This window comes from Fibrobacter sp. UWT3 (genome assembly GCF_900230125.1).
In the GTDB taxonomy this organism is placed as follows: domain Bacteria; phylum Fibrobacterota; class Fibrobacteria; order Fibrobacterales; family Fibrobacteraceae; genus Fibrobacter.
Window position 1 is genome coordinate 786,075 of record NZ_OCSS01000002.1, and the last position, 18,670, is coordinate 804,744.

An 18,670-nucleotide genomic window follows, 5' to 3' on the forward strand; every position below is an offset into this window, starting at 1 on the left:
GGTAGGTGATTGTCATGAAATCATTTAAACGAACATTGTTTATAATGCCGGTTTTGTTTTGCGGGGGTTCCGAAAAGCAGATTCGTTTTTTAATCGAGGGCTTGTATAAAAAAGGCTACCCGATATCCGTTTTGGTTGAGTCGTCCCTTAAGGAAATGGAGAAGGATGAAGAAGCATTTGTCCGAGCGCATCCCGAAATTTCGTTCCTGTTTTTAAACAGCTCTGTTGCGGTAACAAAAGACAAGGGAGTACTTGTCAAGTATACCATGAAAATAGCGTCTATGCTGAGGATGTTTTGCCTGTTGAGGCGAGAAATACGCGAAAAACACGTTGAACAGGTCATGGTGACGAACCTTACGGGATTGATGCTGCTTTTTTTCTTTAAACTCTATAAGTGTGATGTTATTTACAATGAGAGAAATCCCGGTGATGCGGTAACTAGTTTCTTTTGGCGCCGTTTTTTGTTGAAACGCTGCAGTAAACTTGTTTGTAATTCAAAGGCCGCTTCCCAAATAATGTCGCAAAGACTGCGACTGCCGGTTCCGGTAATAAACAATGGTGTAGAACGTCAGGAATTCTTGCCAAGTACTTATAGTGGGGGGCTGTATCGGATAATTGTTCCCGCGCGAATATCGAGGATAAAGAATCAGAAGGTCGTTCTAGAAGCTGTCGGTCAGTTGCGGAATGAACTGGATTTACATGTCGTTTTTGCGGGTGCCGTCGAGGATCAGCGTTATTACGAAGAACTGCAAAAAATCGTTTCTGGTTGTGGACTAGAAAAGAATGTTGAATTTATTGGCTTTACATCGAACTTGAAAAAGTACTACAGAGAATCGCACTTGTTGATTCTTGCTTCGTTGGAAGAGGGAACACCAAATGTTCTCTTGGAGGCCTATATGCAGGGGGTTTCTGTCTTGGCTTCTAATATTCCGATGAATGCAGACTGTGTTTTGAGGGAGGAATTGCTGTTTTCTCCGGAAAATCCGGTGGAACTTGCCCAGAGAATAAGGCAGTCTAAAGACCGGTCTGTGGAAAATACAATGGAAATTCTTAAAGAAAACCGAACTTTCGTGCAAAAATCCTATAGCGAAGAAAGAATGGTGGAGGACTACGTTAAAATATTGTATAATTAGGCATGTAAGAGAAATGCCAAAAAAGGAATTATAGATGATTATTCGTAGCAAAGCTCCGCTTCGGTTGGGGTTGGCGGGTGGTGGTAGCGATGTCTCTCCATATAGCGACATTTTTGGAGGCTTGGTTCTTAATGCGACAATTAATTTATACGCTTATACGACGATTGAAGAAACCGATGATGGAATGATAACCATCCAGAGTTACGATTGTGACTATTTTGAAAAGTTCCCTGTTACAGAAACCCTTCCTATTGATGGTAAGGCTTCGTTGATTAAGGGAACATACAATCGCGTTGTTAAAGACTTTAAGATTCCGCTGAAATCGTTTAAGATTACCACGTATAACGATGCCCCGGCCGGTTCTGGCCTTGGTACGTCATCTACGATGGTGGTAAGCATTCTGAAGGCCTTTGTGGAATGGCATGATCTTCCGTTGGGCAATTACGAAATGGCCCGGCTTGCCTACGAAATCGAACGCAAAGACTTGAACCTTAGCGGAGGCAAGCAGGATCAGTATGCGGCGGCCTTTGGCGGTTTCAATTATATGGAATTTTTGCCCGGAGATGTGGTTATTGTTAATCCGCTCAAGGTGAAACGCTGGATTGTTGACGAACTGGAAGCGTCGATGGTGCTTTACTTTACGGGCCGTAGCCGCTCTTCGGCACAGATTATCGACGAACAGAAAAGAAATACGGAAACCGGGAATTCGAAATCTATTGAAGCCATGCACCGGATTAAGCAGGGTGCCATTGATATGAAGTTCGCCATATTAAAAGGCGACATGGATGTTTTTTGCAAGGTTCTCGGCAAGAACTGGGAAGACAAGAAGCAAATGGCGAATGCCATTACCAATTCCATGATTGAACAGGTTTTTGACGTGGCTTTGGCTTCTGGCGCCAAGTCCGGAAAGGTTAGCGGTGCTGGTGGCGGCGGGTTCATTATGCTCTTTGTTGAGCCGACTCGCAAAAAAGAGGTCGTTGAGGCGCTTGAAAAACTGGATGGCTTCGTGGTGCCGTTCGATTTTACCGACGGTGGTGCTCATGGTTGGAAAATCTACAACTCGGAAAATGAAGAACTCACAAAGCATTAAGGAGCACGGTGTTGAATAGTTGTATTGTACGCCATCTAGACACCTTGATTTCTCGTTACCCCGAGCTGGATGTTTGCAAGGAAAGTATTGCCGATGCGTATGTTCTTCTTGAAGAGTCTTATGCGAACCATGGAAAGCTGCTGATTGCGGGTAATGGCGGCTCGGCCGCAGATTCGGAGCATATTGTTGGCGAACTGATGAAAGGGTTCATGAAAAAACGCCCCCTCTCGGAAGAGCTGGTAAAAAAATTTGTCGCTGCCAACGCGGAACTGGGGCCTGCACTTGGGTCTACTTTACAGGGAGCACTTCCAGCGATTGCACTAGACGGTCATCTTGCGTTAACGACTGCGTATATGAACGACTGCGATCCGCTCCTCTGTTTTGCACAACAGGTTAATGGGTATGGAACTGCTGGTGATGTCTTTTTGGGGATTTCCACCTCGGGAAACAGCAAGAACATCCTTTATGCTGCGACGGTTGCAAAAGCAAAGGGGCTCAAGGTAATAGGGCTTACCGGCGAAAGAGATAGCAAGTTGGCTGCTATGGCAGATGTTTGCGTTCGTGCCCCGCAGACAGAAACGTTCAAAATCCAGGAACTTCACTTGCCGATATACCATTGCTTGTGCCTGATGTTGGAAGAGCGCTTTTTTGAATAAGGATTGAAATGGAAGTTGTTATTCTGGCGGGCGGTCTTGGCACGAGACTTCGCAGTGTTGTGAGTGAAGTGCCTAAGTGCATGGCTCCTGTTGCGGGACGTCCTTTCCTTTGGTATTTGCTGAAGTATTTGACTCGTTTTGATGTTTCAAGGGTCATTTTGAGTGTCGGCTACCTGCGGGAAGTCATTTTTAAGTGGGTGGAAGAAAATAGGGGCGAATTCCCCTTTGAATTTGATTATGCCGTGGAAGAGGAACCTTTGGGTACAGGCGGTGGCATAAGGCTTGCCTTGGATAGGGCTAGCTCCGATTCAGTTTTTATTTTGAATGGCGATACTTTTTTTGACGTGGATTTGAATGAACTGTCAAAACAATTTTTTAAATGCCCAAAGGATATCGTGATTGCTCTTAAGCCAATGGTAGATTTTGACCGCTACGGTTCCGTTGATTTTGACGACTGCTCTGCATCCATAGTCGCGTTCAATGAAAAGAAACATTGCGTTAAGGGCCTCATCAACGGTGGCGTTTACTTGGTGTCTACCCGGTCTAATGTTTTTGATGGCTTGCCTGTCAAGTTTTCTTTTGAAACGGCTGTCCTTGAAAAGCAATGCCTGCTTGGCAATGTCGGCGGCATAGTCCAAGATAAGTATTTTATTGATATAGGCATACCGGAAGATTACCGCAAGGCGAATGTCGAATTTCGGGCATTGTTTTAGTATTTATGAAATTGATAGATATAGATGTCGGCCGGTACGATACATTGTTGCTGGATCGTGATGGAACGATTAATGTCCACATCATTGGTGATTATGTTCGCAAATGGGCTGACTTTGAGTTTATTCCTGGCGTACTAGAGGCTTTGGCGAAGTTTGCAAAGCATTTTAAATACATATTCATTGTCACTAATCAGAGAGGGATTGGTAAGGGTAAATACTCTGATGCTGATTTGGCTGACATTCACGAAAAAATGCGCGTTGAAATAGAACGGGCGGGCGGACGCATCGATAAAATCTACTATTGCTCAGCACTGACACAAGAAGATATCAGAAGAAAGCCTGGACGGGGTATGTTTGATGACATCTTGAGGGACTATCCCGATGTTTGCCCGTCAAGATGCCTGATGGTTGGGGATAGCGACAGCGATATGGAATTTGCTAGGAACTGCGGAATAGACGGGGTGCTGGTAGATTCCCTAAAGAGAGAAGGGAACCAGTATAGGTTCGTAGAGCAGGTTAAGCCAAATTAGTTGTCTTTTGTTGCCCACGGGTCCTTGTATAGCCCCAGCATTTGCTTGAACAGTAATACAAAGAACGGCATGTCCTTGACGAAATACCTGCGCCAAAGACGTTTGGGTTCATGGACAAGCCTAAAGAGCCATTCCAGAGCAAGTTTCTGGAAAACGGTAGGAGCGCGCTTTATGATTCCGGCCTCAAAGTCGATTGTTGCGCCCAGGGCCATAAAGAGGTCTATGTTGGGCAGGCGGTCCTTATATTTGAAAATCCATTTTGTCTGTTTGGGGTTCCCTAGGCCGACAAGGACGACGTTTGCGGGAGTTTCTTTTAGAATCTCTACGATTCTTTCGCATTCCGCTTCGTCTTTTTCAAAACCGAATGGAGGGGAATATGCCCCGACGACGATTTCTCGTCCGATGCGGGTGTTAATCCGCTCCATAGCCTTGAGCCCAACCCCTTCTCTTGCCCCAAGTAGGAATATCTTGACGTTCTCGTCTTTTGCGTGATAGTCGCAGTATTTCGGAAAAAAACTTGAGCCGGGGATTGTCTCTTTTATGGGGAATCCACGAAGCTTTGCCGCAATCATGGCGACCCTGCTATCGCAAACGGAAAATTCCGCTTGGTTCGCCATTTCGTGAAATTCCTTGTCGCGTTGGTGCAGCATTATGTCATCAACGTTAGGGGTTACCAGAACGCCTTTATTTAGCTTTTCGAGTAGCTCCTGAACGGTATAATCGTCTATGCGAACATTCAAGAGTCTTATTTTTTTTCTTGTAACCGACATGAACTTTCCGAATGTACGTCCTGTTCATGCTGAACCAGGGCGTTTGGGGCAAAATTAACACAATATCCTACCAGCTTTGAACCGGCGAAATATGGCTTAAATATACATTTTTTCCCGATTTTTGCAAGCCGCCCTAGCCTAAAGGTGCTCGTCAATCCATTGAATTCGTTTAGTGGTCCAGGACTTCAGGCTGTCAACGGCAGCCTTATAGCTACTATAGGAGTCTACGAATGGCCAAACTTTATCATTTTCTAGAACAGGCCAGCGATTGAATTCGTTTTTGGAGGCTTCATTCAAAAGAATCGATATAGACGTGATGGAATCTGTCAGGTCTACGAAAAAACTCCTGTTGTCTTTCCAGAATTGATCGACTTGGCTTTTGAACGTATTGTTCTTGACGAGGTAATGAAACCACCCTTGTAGGCGGGCGTGCCAGTCATCCGGACTTGTTGTAGTCGTGTTGCCGATGCCGTAGGCGACGTCGAAATCCCAGACAGGACCCATTTTGAATGGCTCGTTAACCTGCCAAGTAATAAAAATACTTCGTCTGAAGTCTCCGTCAATGTTCTTTGAAAATTCCTGGATCCAGTAGTAGCGTACAAAGTCTTTGATGTCTATCCAGTCGGATAGTGCTATATTGCCGCTAGAAAGCTCGGTTTCAAAAATGTTGACGTGCGCTTTTAGAAGTTCTACACTTTCGTCCTTAGGGGCTTTCGGATACTTGATATTGAAAATACAATTGAGCGTGCTGTTGAAAATAATGTCATCATCGTCGGATTCTCCCGTTCTCTCAAAAAGAAAACTGGAATCGTTTTTGACGAGGTTGACCCTGTGCGGTGCGACCTTAACGTGTTCAACCAGCAGATACACGCCCATGTATTCCCGGTTCAGGTAGAGTTCGACGAATCTGCATTGCGGAGAATATTCGTCCTGGAGTATACGGGCTAGCTGGTAGGTAATGTAGTTGCGCAACATGCTCTTGTCGCGCTGATTGGATACAAGGTCCCATTCCTTGTCTGCTGGCATGCCGAAAAGGCTTTGCGCTTCGTTGAATTTTAGCTTGATGCTGTATTTGGCCATGGTGAAACTGGAATGCCCGCGGCCCTTGACGGTTAGGTCCAATACGTTGCTTTCGGGGCTGCTTTTCCCATAAATCTGGAACTTTGCGGGTATTTTGGTTTCCCTGTCTCTAATTTGCGAAAAATCATCTGTTTCAATGACAAGGCGGGGGAGTTCGGCGTATGGATACTCAGAATCGTCCAGGGGCAGAAAGTCTGGGTCGCTTTCTGTCCCGTTCCAGACACAAGACCAGAGTGGCAGGCAGATGATAATGTATGCCAATATCCGAAGCATGATTGAAATATAGATAAAAGTATTTTCAACTTTGCTACATTTCTCTTTGATGCGTTTGCTATTGAACCTACGGCTTGTTTGCTCCATTCTTGTTCTGTCTTTGCAGGTTACTGCAGTTGCCCGCGAAACGGTTTTGCCGGTACGTGCGCCCGAAAGTAGTGCCCTGCTTGGCGCGCTCGGGGAACTGCGCGACGATGTTTATGGCGTTGACCTGAATCTGACAGGGGAGTATGCTCCCTGCAGGTGCTTTAGCGTTTATGGAGATTTCGCATATCGCCTAGTGAGTTACGAGTGGAATACGATGTTGCACGACCAGATTCACGAGACAATGGACCTGCAGGTGAATGGCCTGAATGAATCCTACCTCGGGGCAAAAATGATGCCGTTCCCGTTTGCTGGTGTCGATGTCAGTTGGAGGTTGCCTCCACGCGATGGCTCCCGGGTAAACCGATTTCATCGGCTGGGAATATCGCCTTTTGGCCTCTACGAATTTTCTCGGAACATGACGCTTGGCGCTGCGGTGGAATATCTCACCTTTCTTGAAAAGGGCGGGTTCCTCCCGGGAGATGAAATTGGCCTGAAGGGGAGCGCGTCCTGGGAACTGCTGTGGAACCATGAGATTGGTTCCGGCTGGAAATTTGACTATGTCTTTTTGTATCGTTGGCGAATCCAGGAATCCGAAAATGGCAATCTTGACAAGCCGTACCGCAAGATGGACGACCTTTACTGCGGATTCCGCATGCGCGTTGATGCCGCTCGCTATTTTTCGCTTGTGGGCAATTCTCTAGGGCTCACGCTCTTTTACGAAATGAACCGCGGTAACCTGTTCGGGATGGAAACAGGTCACACGCTTGGGTTCTATGTAAAACTGAAATTGAGAAACTAGTACTTCCCGTACTTGTAGCCATAGCCATCGGAGTGGCTGTGTTCGTACTTGTTGACGACAATGCTTGCATGCGCATCAGTGTTGCCCTTGAGCAACTGGGCCATGCCGTCCTTGATGGCGTCGATGCTGTGCTTGTTGTACTCGATGACCATGACAATCTGCGAAGCGATGCGGCATGCAAGTGCTGCGTCCGTGACAAGCATAATCGGTGGCGTGTCGATTATAATCAGGTCGTATTCCTTTTCCAAGCCGTTTATGAGTTCGGCATAGTGCTTGGAACCGAGTAGTTCGGATGGATTGCTCGGAACGTTGCCGCAAGGCATGACAAAAAGATTTTCCACCTCGGTAGTGTGAATGACGTCCTTCAATTCGGCGTTGCGCATAAGCAGTTGCGAGAGGCCGTCGCCGCGCTTGATGCCGAATTCCTTGTGCAGGCGGCCCTTGCGGAGGTCGGCGTCGATAAGGAGCACCTTCTTGCCGAGTCCGGCGAACAAGGCTGCCAAGTTGACGGAGATGAAGCTCTTGCCTACACCGGGAATAAGCCCGCTTACGCCAATGATGGGACGGCACCCTTCGTCCATGCTGAATTCGAGTGAACTACGTAAGGCTCGAAGGGATTCTACGGCGACATCGTCAGGTTCAACAACGGCAAGGGGCCTTGTACCCTTGGTCCCATTGGGATTGCCTTTGGGAATTTTGGCGAAGACGCTGAAACCAGTTTCTTTTTCGATGAAGTTTGCGTCACGTACGCCACTACTCATTTTCTTCTTGAGACTTATGAGGGCGAATCCGAACAGTAATCCGAGAATTAGCGCAATGCAGACGATGATTTTCTTTTTGGGCTTAGCGGGCCTAGTGACCTGTTCTGCATAGTCAATGATACGGACTGTACCGACTTCGCCGGCAGAAACTAGTTTTAGTTGTTGAATGTTATTCAACATTGTGGTATACATGATTTTGGTCAGGTCGACTTCGTTGTTCAGTTTTAAGACTTCCTGCTGTGTAGCCGGGAGCCTCTTGGATTCGCTGGTATTGTGCGCTAATTCGCGCTTGATTGCGGCTTCCTGTTCTTCGTATGTCTTGATGGTGGGATGTTCCGGCTGGAATAAACGAATTGCATCTTGCTTCTTTTGTTGCAGCGACAGCAGATCCTGCTGTAGTTTATTCCTACGTTCAAGAACAAGCCTTGTTTCGGCGTTGATGTCTACGGAACCTACGCGGTTGCGGTAGTTGTTGAACCGTAACATGGCGCTATCCATTTGCATCTTGACGTCAGGAAGCTGCTTTTCTAGGAATTCGAGAGTCTTTTGGGCTTCTTCGTTGCTACGTTCTACATTTTGACGCAAATAAGCGGTAGAAATTTCGTTGAGAATTTCGGTTGCACGGTCTGGATAGATGTCCTGGTAGCTGAATTCGAGAATACCTGTCTTTTTTCCTTTTTCGGTGATGTCAAAAACGTCGCGGAACGCGTTTATAGCGTCTAGCCGGTCTATTTTGGTCAAATTGAATGTTTGCCCTTTTTTCACGTTCATCTTAAGAACGCTGAATGTGACGGAATCTCCCATATAAGGGAATTTGTATGTGATGCCGGCATGGCAGTTGTCTGCGATAAGTTTCTTGTTATGGTCATAAAGCTTGAAGGTGAGGCTGTCCATGATGACCGCAATCCAAGGCTTATTGCGTTCTTCTCTTGGGAAAAGTGCCCAAGGGATTTCCAGTTGGTTTAGCTCCATTCGCCCTTCTTTGTGCAGGAGCCTGTCTAATTTGTTTGTTGGGGTGGCGATGTACTGCAGGTGCATCTTGTCTACGGCATCACCAATAATATGTCTGCTTTTGATGAGCTCGATTTCTGTTTCGGCGGGGCTAGAACTTGCGAAAAGGCTTCCGAGTCCACCCATCATGGCTCCCGTCATGCCTTTGTTGCTTTTTGATTCAATTTGCAGCAGGGCGTCAACTTGATATATAGGTCTAATCCACATGGCAAGGATAATACCAATAAATCCCGAAAGAATCAAACATGGCAGCATGATGTGCCAGTTCTTGACCAGGTCCTTCAAAAGGTCAAAAAGATCGGTTTCTTCTTTTTTAGCAGACGATGCCATTAGATAATCCTCAATAATCTAAACACTCTGACATAAATTAGAAAAAATTGCTAAAATATTTGCAATGAGAAAGTTTTTTGCATTAATGTTTATGGCCGTTTGTGCCTCTTTCGCCTACATTCCGGGCGAATCGGGCTTCGTGTCGCAGGATGGCGGCCACGGGATTTTCGGCAACCCGGCGTCCCTTTCGGCGTTCGATTCGAAGGGCGTGCTGCTCGGCTACCAGTTCGATGACAACGTGTCCGCCTTGCGTGCGGGTGCGAACCTGGAGAGGCTAGGCGTCGGTTTCGATTACCGCACCGACGGCGAGGGTTTCGATGAGGCCCGCTGGAGTGCCACGTATTCGTTCCCGATGTTCGACCGCCTGCTTTTCTGGGGTACGCGCGTGCAGGCCCTCCGCAGTGCGGATTTCGAGGGTACGGAATGGACGCTGGACCAGGGCTTTCTGGTTCGCCCCTTCAACTGGCTTTCTTTGGGCTACACCTGCGAGAACCTGCTCTACCTTGGGCCGGAGTCGCAGGACCGCATCCATAGTTTCGGTGCAACCCTCCGCATTGGCCGCAACCTTGCGGTAAGCTACGACTGGGAGGATTTCGAGAACCACAGGCTCCTCCTGGAACTTGGGCTCTACGGGTTCCGCTTTGCTTTCCAGATGCCCCTTTACGGCGACGACGAATGGCGCCTCACGGTATCGACGTCCATTGGTGGCAACTACGACTTTGCCCTGACGGTGTTCGACGATTACCTGCCGAAGGGTGGCGCTATCGGCTACCATTCGTCGCGTAACCCGCAGGCTTCGCACTTTGCGCAGATTGTGCGCGTTCCCCTCAATACCGACGTGGTGGAAAAGAGCGAGGGCCTGCCGTTTATCGGTGAACGCGATATCGCGCTTTCGAAGGTGCGCAACCTGTTCGAGCACTTGATGCGCGACCCGTCTGCGGGCCTCGTGATTCTCGACTTTTCGGGTTATCGCGGGAATCTTGGCGTCTCGGGTGAAATCAACCGCATGGTGATGGCCCTGCGGGCGCGTGGCTCGAAGGTGGTCGCCTACGTGGATGATATTCGTTTGTCTGTACTTCTGGCGGCTGCTTCCGTTGACCGCGTTGTGGCGGAACCTTCTGCTCACCTGACTTGGCGCGGGCTCGGCGGGAATTCCCTCTTTTACAAGGGCCTGCTGGACAAGATTGGCGTGAAGGTGGAATTCCTGAAGCACGGTGCCTACAAGTCGGCGGTGGAACCCTATGTGGCAGACTCGATGTCTACCGAGGCGCGCGAGAACCGGAAGGAACTCTACACCGACCTCTGGCAGTCCGTCACCTCTATGGTTGCGGTGCGGAACACGCGCCAGTCCCTCGGGGTCAAACGCACCCTCGATTCGCTGGCGTCTACCCCGGTGGTTTCTGCGTCCGCGGCTGTGCGGGCGGGGCTCGTGGATACGCTTTTGTACCTGGACCAGGTGCCGGCTTATGCGCTCAAGTCGTTCTTCGATGTGGACGCCCCGCAGGCGCGCTACAGCGACTGGTACCCGACTTCGCGCAAGATTTTTGACGAGACATGGCGCCAGCGTTCGCGCATTGCGCTCCTGAATATTGACGGTACCATCGATGCGGGTATGGAACAGAGCGTCGCCGAGGCTCTGCGTCGCGTGCCGGGCAGTGCCGAGGCGCTCGTGATACGCATCTCCTCTCCGGGTGGCAGCGCGATTGCGTCGGACAAGATTTGGGGTGCCATCATGGAACTCAAGAAGCGTGGAATCCCCGTGGTTGCTAGCATTGGCGATATGGGGGCTTCGGGCGCGTATTACATTGCCTGTGCCGCCGACGCGATTTTCGCCGAGCCGTATTCCATAGTCGGGAGCATCGGCATTTACGGCGGCAAGATAGATGCCTCGGGGCTCATGAGCAAGGTGGGCCTGAAGGCGGAGACGGTAAAGACGCACGAGCATGCCGATGCGGAAACCTTCACGCGCCCGTGGACCGACGCGGAGAAGGCGGCCCTCCAGCAATACATGGACGAGTTCTACGAACGCTTTGTGAAGGTGGTCTCGGGTGCTACAGGCATCGCCCGCGCGAAGGTGGATTCCTCGTATGGCGGCGGCCGCGTGTTTATTGGCGAGAAGGCCTACAAGTACGGGCTGGTGCAGGGCCTGGGCGGCCTGGATGCTGCCCTGAAGGAGGCCCGCAAGCGTGCGAATATTGGCGAGGGCAACGATATCGAACTTGTCCCGATTCTTACCGGCGGCTCTAACATCATTCGGGATCCCTCGGCAAGTGCGCTTATCGACTTTGTGCTCGGTGCCGAGCGCGTGCAGTTCTGGGCCCTCGACCCGCTGCTCTGGGAAGGTGCCGAATGATAGCCATTGTCGTTACAGTCCTCTGTTGCCTTGCCGCCTCGGCGTTCTGTTCCGTGACGGAAGCTTCTTTCTATAGCGTGCCGCCCGCGACGGTCGAGTTCCTGCAGAAGAACAAGAAGTTTACGGCCAAGTACCTCACGCACGTTAAGGAAAATATCGATCGCTACATTGCATCCGTGCTTATCGTGAACACTGTCGCGAACACGGTGGGTGCTTCGCTTGCGACGGCGCTCGCGGTGAAGCGCCTCTCCTCTACCGGTGCGATGGCGCTCCCGATTGTCCTCACGATTCTCATTCTCCTCTTCGGTGAAATCACTCCCAAGACGCTCGGCGTAAAGCAGGCGAAGACGTTCGCCCCGCTCGTGTCGGTGCCGTTCTACTACATCACCAAGATTCTCGGCTGGACCGGGCTCATATGGCTGTGCCTCACGCTTACCAAGCACTGGACGCACGAGGACGAAGAAAAGAAGGACGTGAGCATCGAGGACATCAACAGCCTCGTGAGTCTGGGCCTCCGCGAGGAAGTTATCGACCGCCAGCAGGCTTCCGTCATCAAGAACATTCTTGCGCTCAAGTCGGTGCCTGCACGCAAGGTGATGACTCCCCGCCAGGTGGTGTTCAGCCTCCCGGCCGACAAGACCATCGGCGAGACCATCGACGAACTCGGGAACTGGCCCTTCTCGCGCATCCCGCTGTATGCCGAGAACAAGGATGCCTGGATTGGGATTGTGCTTAGGCGCGATGCCTACAACAGGCTTGCGGAAGGCGAGCGCGATGTTACGCTCCGGCAGATGATGCGCCCCCTCCAGCTGATACCCGACAGCGTGATGCTCGACAAGCTGTTGCTCCGTTTTTTGAAACAGCGCGGGCACATGGTGGGCGTGGTGGACGAGTTCGGTGCCATCGCGGGCATCGTGAGCCTCGAGGACGTGCTGGAAGAAATTCTCGGGCGCGAGATTGTGGACGAGTACGACGAGTCCGTGAACCTGCAGGAAACTGCCCGCCGCCGCAGCAAGGCCCTCGCGTTCATCCGCAAGAAGCGCCCCTCCAAGCTCCGCGCATAATTCCCCGACTGTCATCCCCGACCTTGCGCGAATGTCGTCCTGAGTCACGAATTGGCGAGGGATTTGCTAGATGTCATACCGCAGCCTTGCGTGGCAAGGCAAGGGTATCCATTGGTAAATTTCTTCCAAAATATTTACATAATTATATCAATTCATACAATTGATAGAGTCTAAAACCTGTATTTTTCGGACTTTTCTTGAAAATATGATTTTTTACCCTTGTCGGCCTTGCCGAAACCATCTATATTTGTATCGCTTTTTCCGGGGCACCCCTGCCCAGGAATTCCATTAACTAGAGGATTTACATGAAGACCATTACGGTAAACCCGAAGTCCGTCACCCGCAAGTGGAAGCTTGTGGACGCTGCGGAAAAACCCCTGGGACGCGTTGCAAGCGAAGTTGCTCGTCTCCTCATGGGCAAGCACAAGGCCATCTATTCCCCGAACGTCGACACTGGCGATTTCGTCGTTGTCATCAACGCCGCCAAGGTTGCCGTTACCGGTAACAAGAACCTGCAGAAGGAATACTTCCGTCACACCGGTCACATCGCCGGCGAACGCTGGATCAACTTTGCCGACCTCATGGCGAAGGACCCGACCGCCCCGCTGACCGCTGCTATCTGGGGTATGCTCCCTCACAGCGCTCTTGGCCACAAGATGGTTAAGAAACTCAAAATCTATGCCGGCGCCGAACATCCGCACGCTGCGCAGAACCCCGAAGTCGTTGACTTCTAATCTTTAGAACGGAGGATACCTCTATCGCTACCGCAAAGAACAAGAAGATCTACCGTGGCACGGGCCGCCGCAAGAACGCCATCGCCGCTGTGATCCTGAAGCCGGGTACCGGCAAGCGCACTATCAATGGTCGTGATTTCAAGGATTACTTCCATTCCGAAGTGCAGAACATGATCGCCAACCTTCCGTTCGCCATCCTCGGCAACGCGGAAGAATGGGACGTCGAAGTCACCGCTCGTGGCGGTGGAATCGCTGGCCAGATGGGTGCTGTCCGCCTGGGCATTGCCCGCGCTCTCGTGGCCAACGACGCCGAAGTCAAGCCCGCACTCAAGAAGGAAGGCCTCATGACTCGTGACGCCCGTGCCGTTGAACGTAAGAAGTTCGGCCGCAAGAAGGCCCGTAAGCACTTCCAGTTCAGCAAGCGCTAATCTGCGAATCGCTTTACAAGAAAAGCTCCGACATCGTCGGGGCTTTTCTTTTTTTGCACACCGCAGGTGTGCCCACGAAAATAACCCGCTAAACCTGATGGTCTCTGTCTGGACGAAGCGGGTTATTGAGTGTCGGGAGGGTCTTAGGGAGGGCTAGCCCGGTGGGTGCCCTCCCTAGTCTCATAACCGCGGGGCATTTTGCTATTTGTCAGGTGCGCTGCGGAGGCCTTTCTTTTTGCAAGGCCGCTCGCCAAGGGTTTTCTGTTTTTCAAAAGCCGCGGCACTCCGGCAGGACGTTTTTTGCCCCAAAAGCAGACTAAATGCGTGAAAATTAAGGTTTTGGTCTGCTAAAATTTAGGTTGTCTGTAAACAAAGGTGTGTTTTGGGACTGTTCTGCGCAAAATTTGCGTTAAATGAGTTTCTTTTTGACCGTTTGCTCTGGGAAAAGGGAGAAAAAACGATTACTTTGTGCGTAAAAAGCGGACCAAATGGAGATGTGAGGGCAGTTTGGTCTGCTAGATTGCTAGAAGTTGTCCGGCCGGTCGAACATGTGCGTGACGAACTCGGTCACGAGAGTCACGTAAGCGTCGTCGCTGAAGATGGGCTTCTGCATTAAATCGATTGCTTCTTGAGAAAGCGAACCCGTCTTGGCGAGTTCCTCGCCGCCCTTCCTGTACTTTTCGCGCAGCATGTTGAGGCGGCGCGGGCCACCGCGATGGTCGAGTGCGCGCATCTGTGGGCAGGCGATGAGCGTGTATCCCTCGTGCCCGAGGATGATGTCGAACTGCTTGCGGATGGGCTCGTACACCACGTCGATATCCATCCAGGCGCAGCTTGAGAGCAGGATGATTTTCTGGCCTTCCTTCTGGAACTGGAGCCCGTGCAGGTGCGAGTTGAGTGCGTTCGCGCCATCCTTGAGTTTCTGGCCCATGTAGGGGTGGACCATGCCCACGATGCGGTCCATCAGGACCTTCATCTGGCCCGGGATGCTGAAGAGGAATAGCGGGAAACTCCAGATGACGATATCGGAGTTGATGAGCTTCTCGCGCACCATCGGGATGTCGTCGTCCTTGATGAAACAGCTTCCGTCGGGGCGGCCCCAGCAGCTGAGGCACCCGCGGCAGGGCTTGATATTCAGGCGGTCGATGAAGAGGTACTCGGTTTCGTAGTCGCCGTTCTCTTCGAGTCCTTGCACGAACGCCTTCGTGGGGATAAGCGTCCCACTGCGTTCGTTCTTCGGGCTTGCGACCATCACGAGAATCTTCTTCTTTTCTGCCATGCGCCCAAATTTAAAAAATTACGCGGCGATAATCTTGCGGTACTTGGGAACCAGGCCCGCGCTCTCGAGGAGTTCGAGCACTTGACGGCGGAGGTTGCCGACCTGCGCCCTGGTAATCTTCATGCGTTCCGCGACTTCGACATCGGTGTAGCCTTTGGGGCATTCGTGGCAGACTTTGAATGCGACAGTAAGGTACTCGAGGAGGCGCTTCTTGCCGCTGATTGCCCTCTTGGTCGCCTCGATGGCAAGGATGTGGAATGCCCTCTTTTCGAACGTGTTCTTCGAGGAAATCTCGTTGATGATAGCGCACATGATGCCCTCTTCGTCCTTTTCCGGGTCGTTGGACTTCTTGTTGGAGCTCGTTTCGTACGAGAAATCGACGAACACCATGCGCTCGGTGTTCTTGGAGTTGTCGCGCTTTGCCGTCTTGAGGTCAAACTTCCCCATGTTGGTAAGGTGGGCCATGAAGTTGACGCCCATGTCCAGGTCGAACTTCTGGACCGTATTCCAGAACACGGTGAACACTTGCCCCGAGATGCGCGTGCCGCGATCCTTGTCGCTCAACCCCTGGAGGCTCCAGTCAGAGTTCAGTGCGCGGGACTTTGCGGCCATGAGGCCGAGGAAGTGGTCCCCGTAGATGTCCCAGAGCATCCTTGTTGCTCCGAGACGGATGTTTGCGTGCTTGGTCGAGTCCTGGGCGATGGTGATCAGGGCTTCGGTTTCGCGTTCGGCGTGGAACACGGGGCGGGTCTTGTTTGTCATAACGACTCCTTTTAAGGGTGGCGTGGCGCCCCCTTTGCGTTCCGCAAAGGGGTTGGGGGTGGAGACGGCCATTGCCCTTCACTAAAAGCAAAGGGTTGGCTTCACAACAAAAAGTGATGTAAGATGTTAGCCCGGAGGGCTATGCAAGCAGGCTCGATGAGATGCTAGAGGTCGGCATACCACAAATATAGTATTTTCGATTGACAGAATCTGTCAATTTGAGGTTTGCCGGAATTTTTTTTGAGGGGAGGGGTCGAGAGAAATCAAAAAATCTACTCATAACGTGAGCGGTAATATAACATATTTTCTTGCGAAGAGGTTGTAAAAATATGTTTACTGACGCTAGATTGCTCATCGGGTTCCTCCTGTTTCGTTCTATTATAAATATAGCAGTCCTATGCGACAAATAGCGTCACGTTCAGGGCGCTCTCAATACTCGGGCATTTCCGGGTTTGGCGCCTTTTTGCGAGTCTTGTGAACAGCGTGCTCAAATTCATCGGATTCTTCCCCGCTAGCCTCGTACAGGGTGAGCAAGTGTACCGCGTGTTCGAACTGCAGGGGAGGTACCGCAGGTTCTGCCCGCTTGTTCCACTGGCTCATGATGCGCTCGAACTTCGAGCGTTTTTCGCTTATCTCGGTATCGAAATCGTACCAATTGATAATTGCGCCGCATTTTTCGCAGTATATATAATAGGGAGTGGAATCATCGCTCCCGAATGAGAGGATGGGCTCGGGATGGTGCCGCGGCACGAGAAATGCCTTGCCCTGGCAATGCGGGCATGTCAGCAGGCAGGTTTCCGTTTTCCATGCGGCGACGAACCCGCCTAGGGGGCGGCTGGGGTATGGATTCTCCCACCACATCTCGGGACCAAAGAAGTCACCGAAAAATACGAAGTCTATCGGGATATTGTACAGTTTCGGGTACTTGCAGAAGAGTTTCCAGTTTCTTGCTTTCGAACTCCTTTTCCTCGTCGCTGTGACTCTTGCGTGTGTCGGCTTGGCCTACTTGCGTCGCGTAAGCCCTGCCGTTCGTATCGACGAGTTTTATCTGGTATGTCATTCGTGTGGACCTCCTATCTATTATCGCTACATAATGCAGCAATGTCAAATAGTTTTTGCGCCAGTTTTTTTGCCAGGGCGTTTTACATTGCCTCCCCTTTGGGCGATAATAATACTGTAGGGCAGTAGCATGTTCAACTTCGGAAAAGGACGTCCCCAACGGGGCCTGGTTTGAGATATGATTTTACAAGATTCTATCTTGATGCGATAATATTTTACTAGCAAAAGGAGAATGGTATGACAATAGCAGTCGGGATTTTGAGTGCGGTCCTCGGAATCGTAATCGGCATCCTCGTAATGCGTGTCAAGGGCGCGCAGCGGGATGCGGAATGCAAGCAAAGCAGTGCGGAACTTGAAACGCAAGTGGCGGTATTGCAGAGCCAGCTGAATGCGGAAACGGAAAAGCTCCATGCCGCCCGCGAAACCGCAGAAAATCAGCTCGCGGAGGTAAAGGCCGAAGCAGAAAAGCGCATCGCCGACGAAAAGGACGCTTCCGCCAAGCGCCTTGCGGCCGAAAAAGAAGAGGCGGAAAAGAGAATCGCCGAAGAACGGTCGCGGGCCGAAAAGAGGCTTGCCGACGAAAAAATGGCGGCCGAAAAGCGGCTTGAAACCGAAAAGCAGGAATTGGAACGCGTTCACCAGAATGCCTTCAACGAACAGAAGGAACGCTTCGACGATATCTCGAAGCGCCTTGTGGCCGAGGCGAAATCCGCTACCGAGGAAATGCTCAAGCAGCGGCAAAAGGACATTGCGGAATCTGGCCATGCGACGATGGAACAATTGGTGAACCCGCTCAAGGAAACCATCGCCAAGATGGAGCAGACCATGAAGGACAGCACCCTCAAGCAGGTGGAAACGAATACCTCGCTCAAGGATGCGCTGAGCCAGGCCATCGATTCGAACGCCAAGACCAAGCAGACCGCCGACGACCTGATCCGCGCCTTCAAGCACGACAGCAAGATTCAGGGAGACTGGGGCGAATGCGTCTTGGAAGAACTCCTGGCCTCGTTAGGGCTCCAGGAAGGGACCCATTTCGAAACGCAGGCGCCGCTCCGCGACCAGAACGGCAATCTGTTGGTGTCTGAAGAAAGCGGCCGCAGCATGCGCCCCGATGTGATCGTCCATCTGGATACGAAAAAGGACGTGATTGTTGATTCCAAGGTCTCGATGGCCGCGTTCTTTGAGTACAACCGTGCCGAAGACCCTGAAGTGCGCAAGGATTGGCTGAAAAAGCATATCCAGAGCCTGGAACAGCACGTGAAGGAACTATCCGGCAAGAAGTACGAAAATTACGTGAAGGCGCCCAGGGAAACTATCGATTTTGTGATTATGTTCGTGCCCCGCGCCGATGCGCTTTGGCGGGCGCTGGCCGAAAAGCCTTCGCTCTGGCGCGAAGCCATGGAAAAGGGCGTGTATATTGCCGACGAGCAGACCCTATATGCGGCCCTCCGCATTATCAAGATGACTTGGCGCCAGGTGCAGCAGGCGCAAAACCAGCAGAAGGTCTTTGAACTTGCAAACGAAATGCTCAAGCGCGTGGGCATGTTCGTAAAGCAGATGGGCGATGTGGGCAAGGCGCTGGACAATGCCCAGAAGGCATACCAGAACGGAATGTCGAAATTCGCCGAGAAGGGGCAGAGCGTGCTTACCACCTGCCGCCAGCTGGAAAGCCTGGGCGCAAAGCAGGACAAGAACAATCCGCTCCCGACCGAAATCGAGGTCATCGAGATGCAGGACGATGCGGAATGAAATTAAGAG

Annotated in this window: 17 protein-coding genes; 11 read left to right on the forward strand and 6 right to left on the reverse strand. The window is 51.1% G+C overall.

The window, feature by feature from the left end; all coding sequences use genetic code 11:
• Window positions 1-14 precede the first annotated feature (14 nt).
• From CRO08_RS11110 to CRO08_RS11130, 5 genes are read left to right on the forward strand one after another with little or no spacing between them, the layout of a single operon-like run.
• Window positions 15-1,133 (forward strand): glycosyltransferase family 4 protein, encoded by a 1,119-nt coding sequence (locus CRO08_RS11110; RefSeq protein ID WP_097036243.1) that lies wholly within the window; start codon window positions 15-17, stop codon window positions 1,131-1,133.
• 34 nt (window positions 1,134-1,167) lie between these two features.
• Window positions 1,168-2,223, forward strand: a complete 1,056-nt coding sequence (locus CRO08_RS11115; RefSeq protein WP_097036244.1) for a dehydrogenase — start codon at window positions 1,168-1,170, stop codon at window positions 2,221-2,223.
• 11 nt (window positions 2,224-2,234) lie between these two features.
• On the forward strand, window positions 2,235-2,879 hold the full coding sequence (locus CRO08_RS11120; RefSeq protein ID WP_097036245.1) for an SIS domain-containing protein: 645 nt from the start codon (window positions 2,235-2,237) through the stop codon (window positions 2,877-2,879).
• Between the two features lie 8 nt (window positions 2,880-2,887).
• Window positions 2,888-3,592 carry a nucleotidyltransferase family protein gene (locus CRO08_RS11125; protein ID WP_097036246.1) on the forward strand — a complete coding sequence of 235 codons (705 nt, stop codon included), beginning with the start codon at window positions 2,888-2,890 and terminating at the stop codon, window positions 3,590-3,592.
• 5 nt (window positions 3,593-3,597) lie between these two features.
• Complete coding sequence (locus CRO08_RS11130) at window positions 3,598-4,122, forward strand: HAD-IIIA family hydrolase (RefSeq protein ID WP_097036247.1); 525 nt, start codon at window positions 3,598-3,600, stop codon at window positions 4,120-4,122.
• On the opposite strand, the gene CRO08_RS11135 is transcribed toward CRO08_RS11130, so the two are convergent.
• Window positions 4,119-4,892 carry a WecB/TagA/CpsF family glycosyltransferase gene (locus tag CRO08_RS11135; protein ID WP_097036248.1) on the reverse strand — a complete coding sequence of 258 codons (774 nt, stop codon included), beginning with the start codon at window positions 4,890-4,892 and terminating at the stop codon, window positions 4,119-4,121. The two genes, CRO08_RS11130 and CRO08_RS11135, sit on opposite strands and share 4 nt — an antisense overlap.
• A 138-nt stretch (window positions 4,893-5,030) precedes the next feature.
• Entirely contained in the window at window positions 5,031-6,245 is a 1,215-nt protein-coding gene (locus tag CRO08_RS11140; RefSeq protein ID WP_176495132.1) for a CotH kinase family protein, read from the reverse strand.
• 49 nt (window positions 6,246-6,294) lie between these two features.
• Here CRO08_RS11140 and CRO08_RS16750 point away from each other — a divergent pair, with 49 nt between their 5' ends.
• The gene (locus CRO08_RS16750; RefSeq protein ID WP_176495133.1) at window positions 6,295-7,131 is read left to right on the forward strand and encodes a hypothetical protein; all 837 of its coding nucleotides are present in this window, start codon (window positions 6,295-6,297) and stop codon (window positions 7,129-7,131) included.
• Here CRO08_RS16750 and CRO08_RS11150 read toward each other — a convergent pair.
• Window positions 7,128-9,233, reverse strand: coding sequence for a polysaccharide biosynthesis tyrosine autokinase (locus CRO08_RS11150; RefSeq protein ID WP_097036251.1), 2,106 nt, complete (start codon window positions 9,231-9,233; stop codon window positions 7,128-7,130). The genes CRO08_RS16750 and CRO08_RS11150 overlap by 4 nt on opposite strands.
• A 91-nt stretch (window positions 9,234-9,324) precedes the next feature.
• Here CRO08_RS11150 and sppA point away from each other — a divergent pair, with 91 nt between their 5' ends.
• The 4 genes from sppA to rpsI all read left to right on the forward strand — a co-directional run bounded on the left by sppA (window position 9,325) and on the right by rpsI (window position 13,812).
• Window positions 9,325-11,586, forward strand: a complete 2,262-nt coding sequence (sppA, locus tag CRO08_RS11155; RefSeq protein ID WP_255252333.1) for a signal peptide peptidase SppA — start codon at window positions 9,325-9,327, stop codon at window positions 11,584-11,586.
• A complete protein-coding gene (locus CRO08_RS11160; RefSeq protein WP_097036253.1) occupies window positions 11,583-12,650 on the forward strand; it encodes a hemolysin family protein in 1,068 nt (355 codons plus the stop codon). Before sppA ends, CRO08_RS11160 begins: the two co-directional genes overlap by 4 nt.
• Window positions 12,651-12,955: 305 nt before the next feature.
• Window positions 12,956-13,384 (forward strand): 50S ribosomal protein L13, encoded by a 429-nt coding sequence (rplM, locus tag CRO08_RS11165; RefSeq protein WP_072807868.1) that lies wholly within the window; start codon window positions 12,956-12,958, stop codon window positions 13,382-13,384.
• 23 nt (window positions 13,385-13,407) lie between these two features.
• Window positions 13,408-13,812, forward strand: coding sequence for a 30S ribosomal protein S9 (gene rpsI / locus CRO08_RS11170; protein ID WP_072807869.1), 405 nt, complete (start codon window positions 13,408-13,410; stop codon window positions 13,810-13,812).
• 523 nt (window positions 13,813-14,335) lie between these two features.
• On the opposite strand, the gene CRO08_RS11175 is transcribed toward rpsI, so the two are convergent.
• The 3 genes from CRO08_RS11175 to CRO08_RS11185 form a co-directional block, all read right to left on the reverse strand.
• Window positions 14,336-15,091: a flavodoxin family protein gene (locus tag CRO08_RS11175; protein WP_097036254.1), complete on the reverse strand. Its 756-nt coding sequence runs from the start codon at window positions 15,089-15,091 to the stop codon at window positions 14,336-14,338.
• Between the two features lie 18 nt (window positions 15,092-15,109).
• The gene (locus tag CRO08_RS11180) at window positions 15,110-15,853 is read right to left on the reverse strand and encodes a hypothetical protein (protein WP_141398343.1); all 744 of its coding nucleotides are present in this window, start codon (window positions 15,851-15,853) and stop codon (window positions 15,110-15,112) included.
• Window positions 15,854-16,282: 429 nt separating this feature from the next.
• Entirely contained in the window at window positions 16,283-16,714 is a 432-nt protein-coding gene (locus CRO08_RS11185) for a Lar family restriction alleviation protein (RefSeq protein ID WP_097036256.1), read from the reverse strand.
• A 435-nt stretch (window positions 16,715-17,149) separates the two neighbouring features.
• Here CRO08_RS11185 and rmuC point away from each other — a divergent pair, with 435 nt between their 5' ends.
• Window positions 17,150-18,661, forward strand: a complete 1,512-nt coding sequence (gene rmuC, locus CRO08_RS11195) for a DNA recombination protein RmuC (protein WP_097036258.1) — start codon at window positions 17,150-17,152, stop codon at window positions 18,659-18,661.
• The last annotated feature ends 9 nt before the right edge of the window (window positions 18,662-18,670 follow it).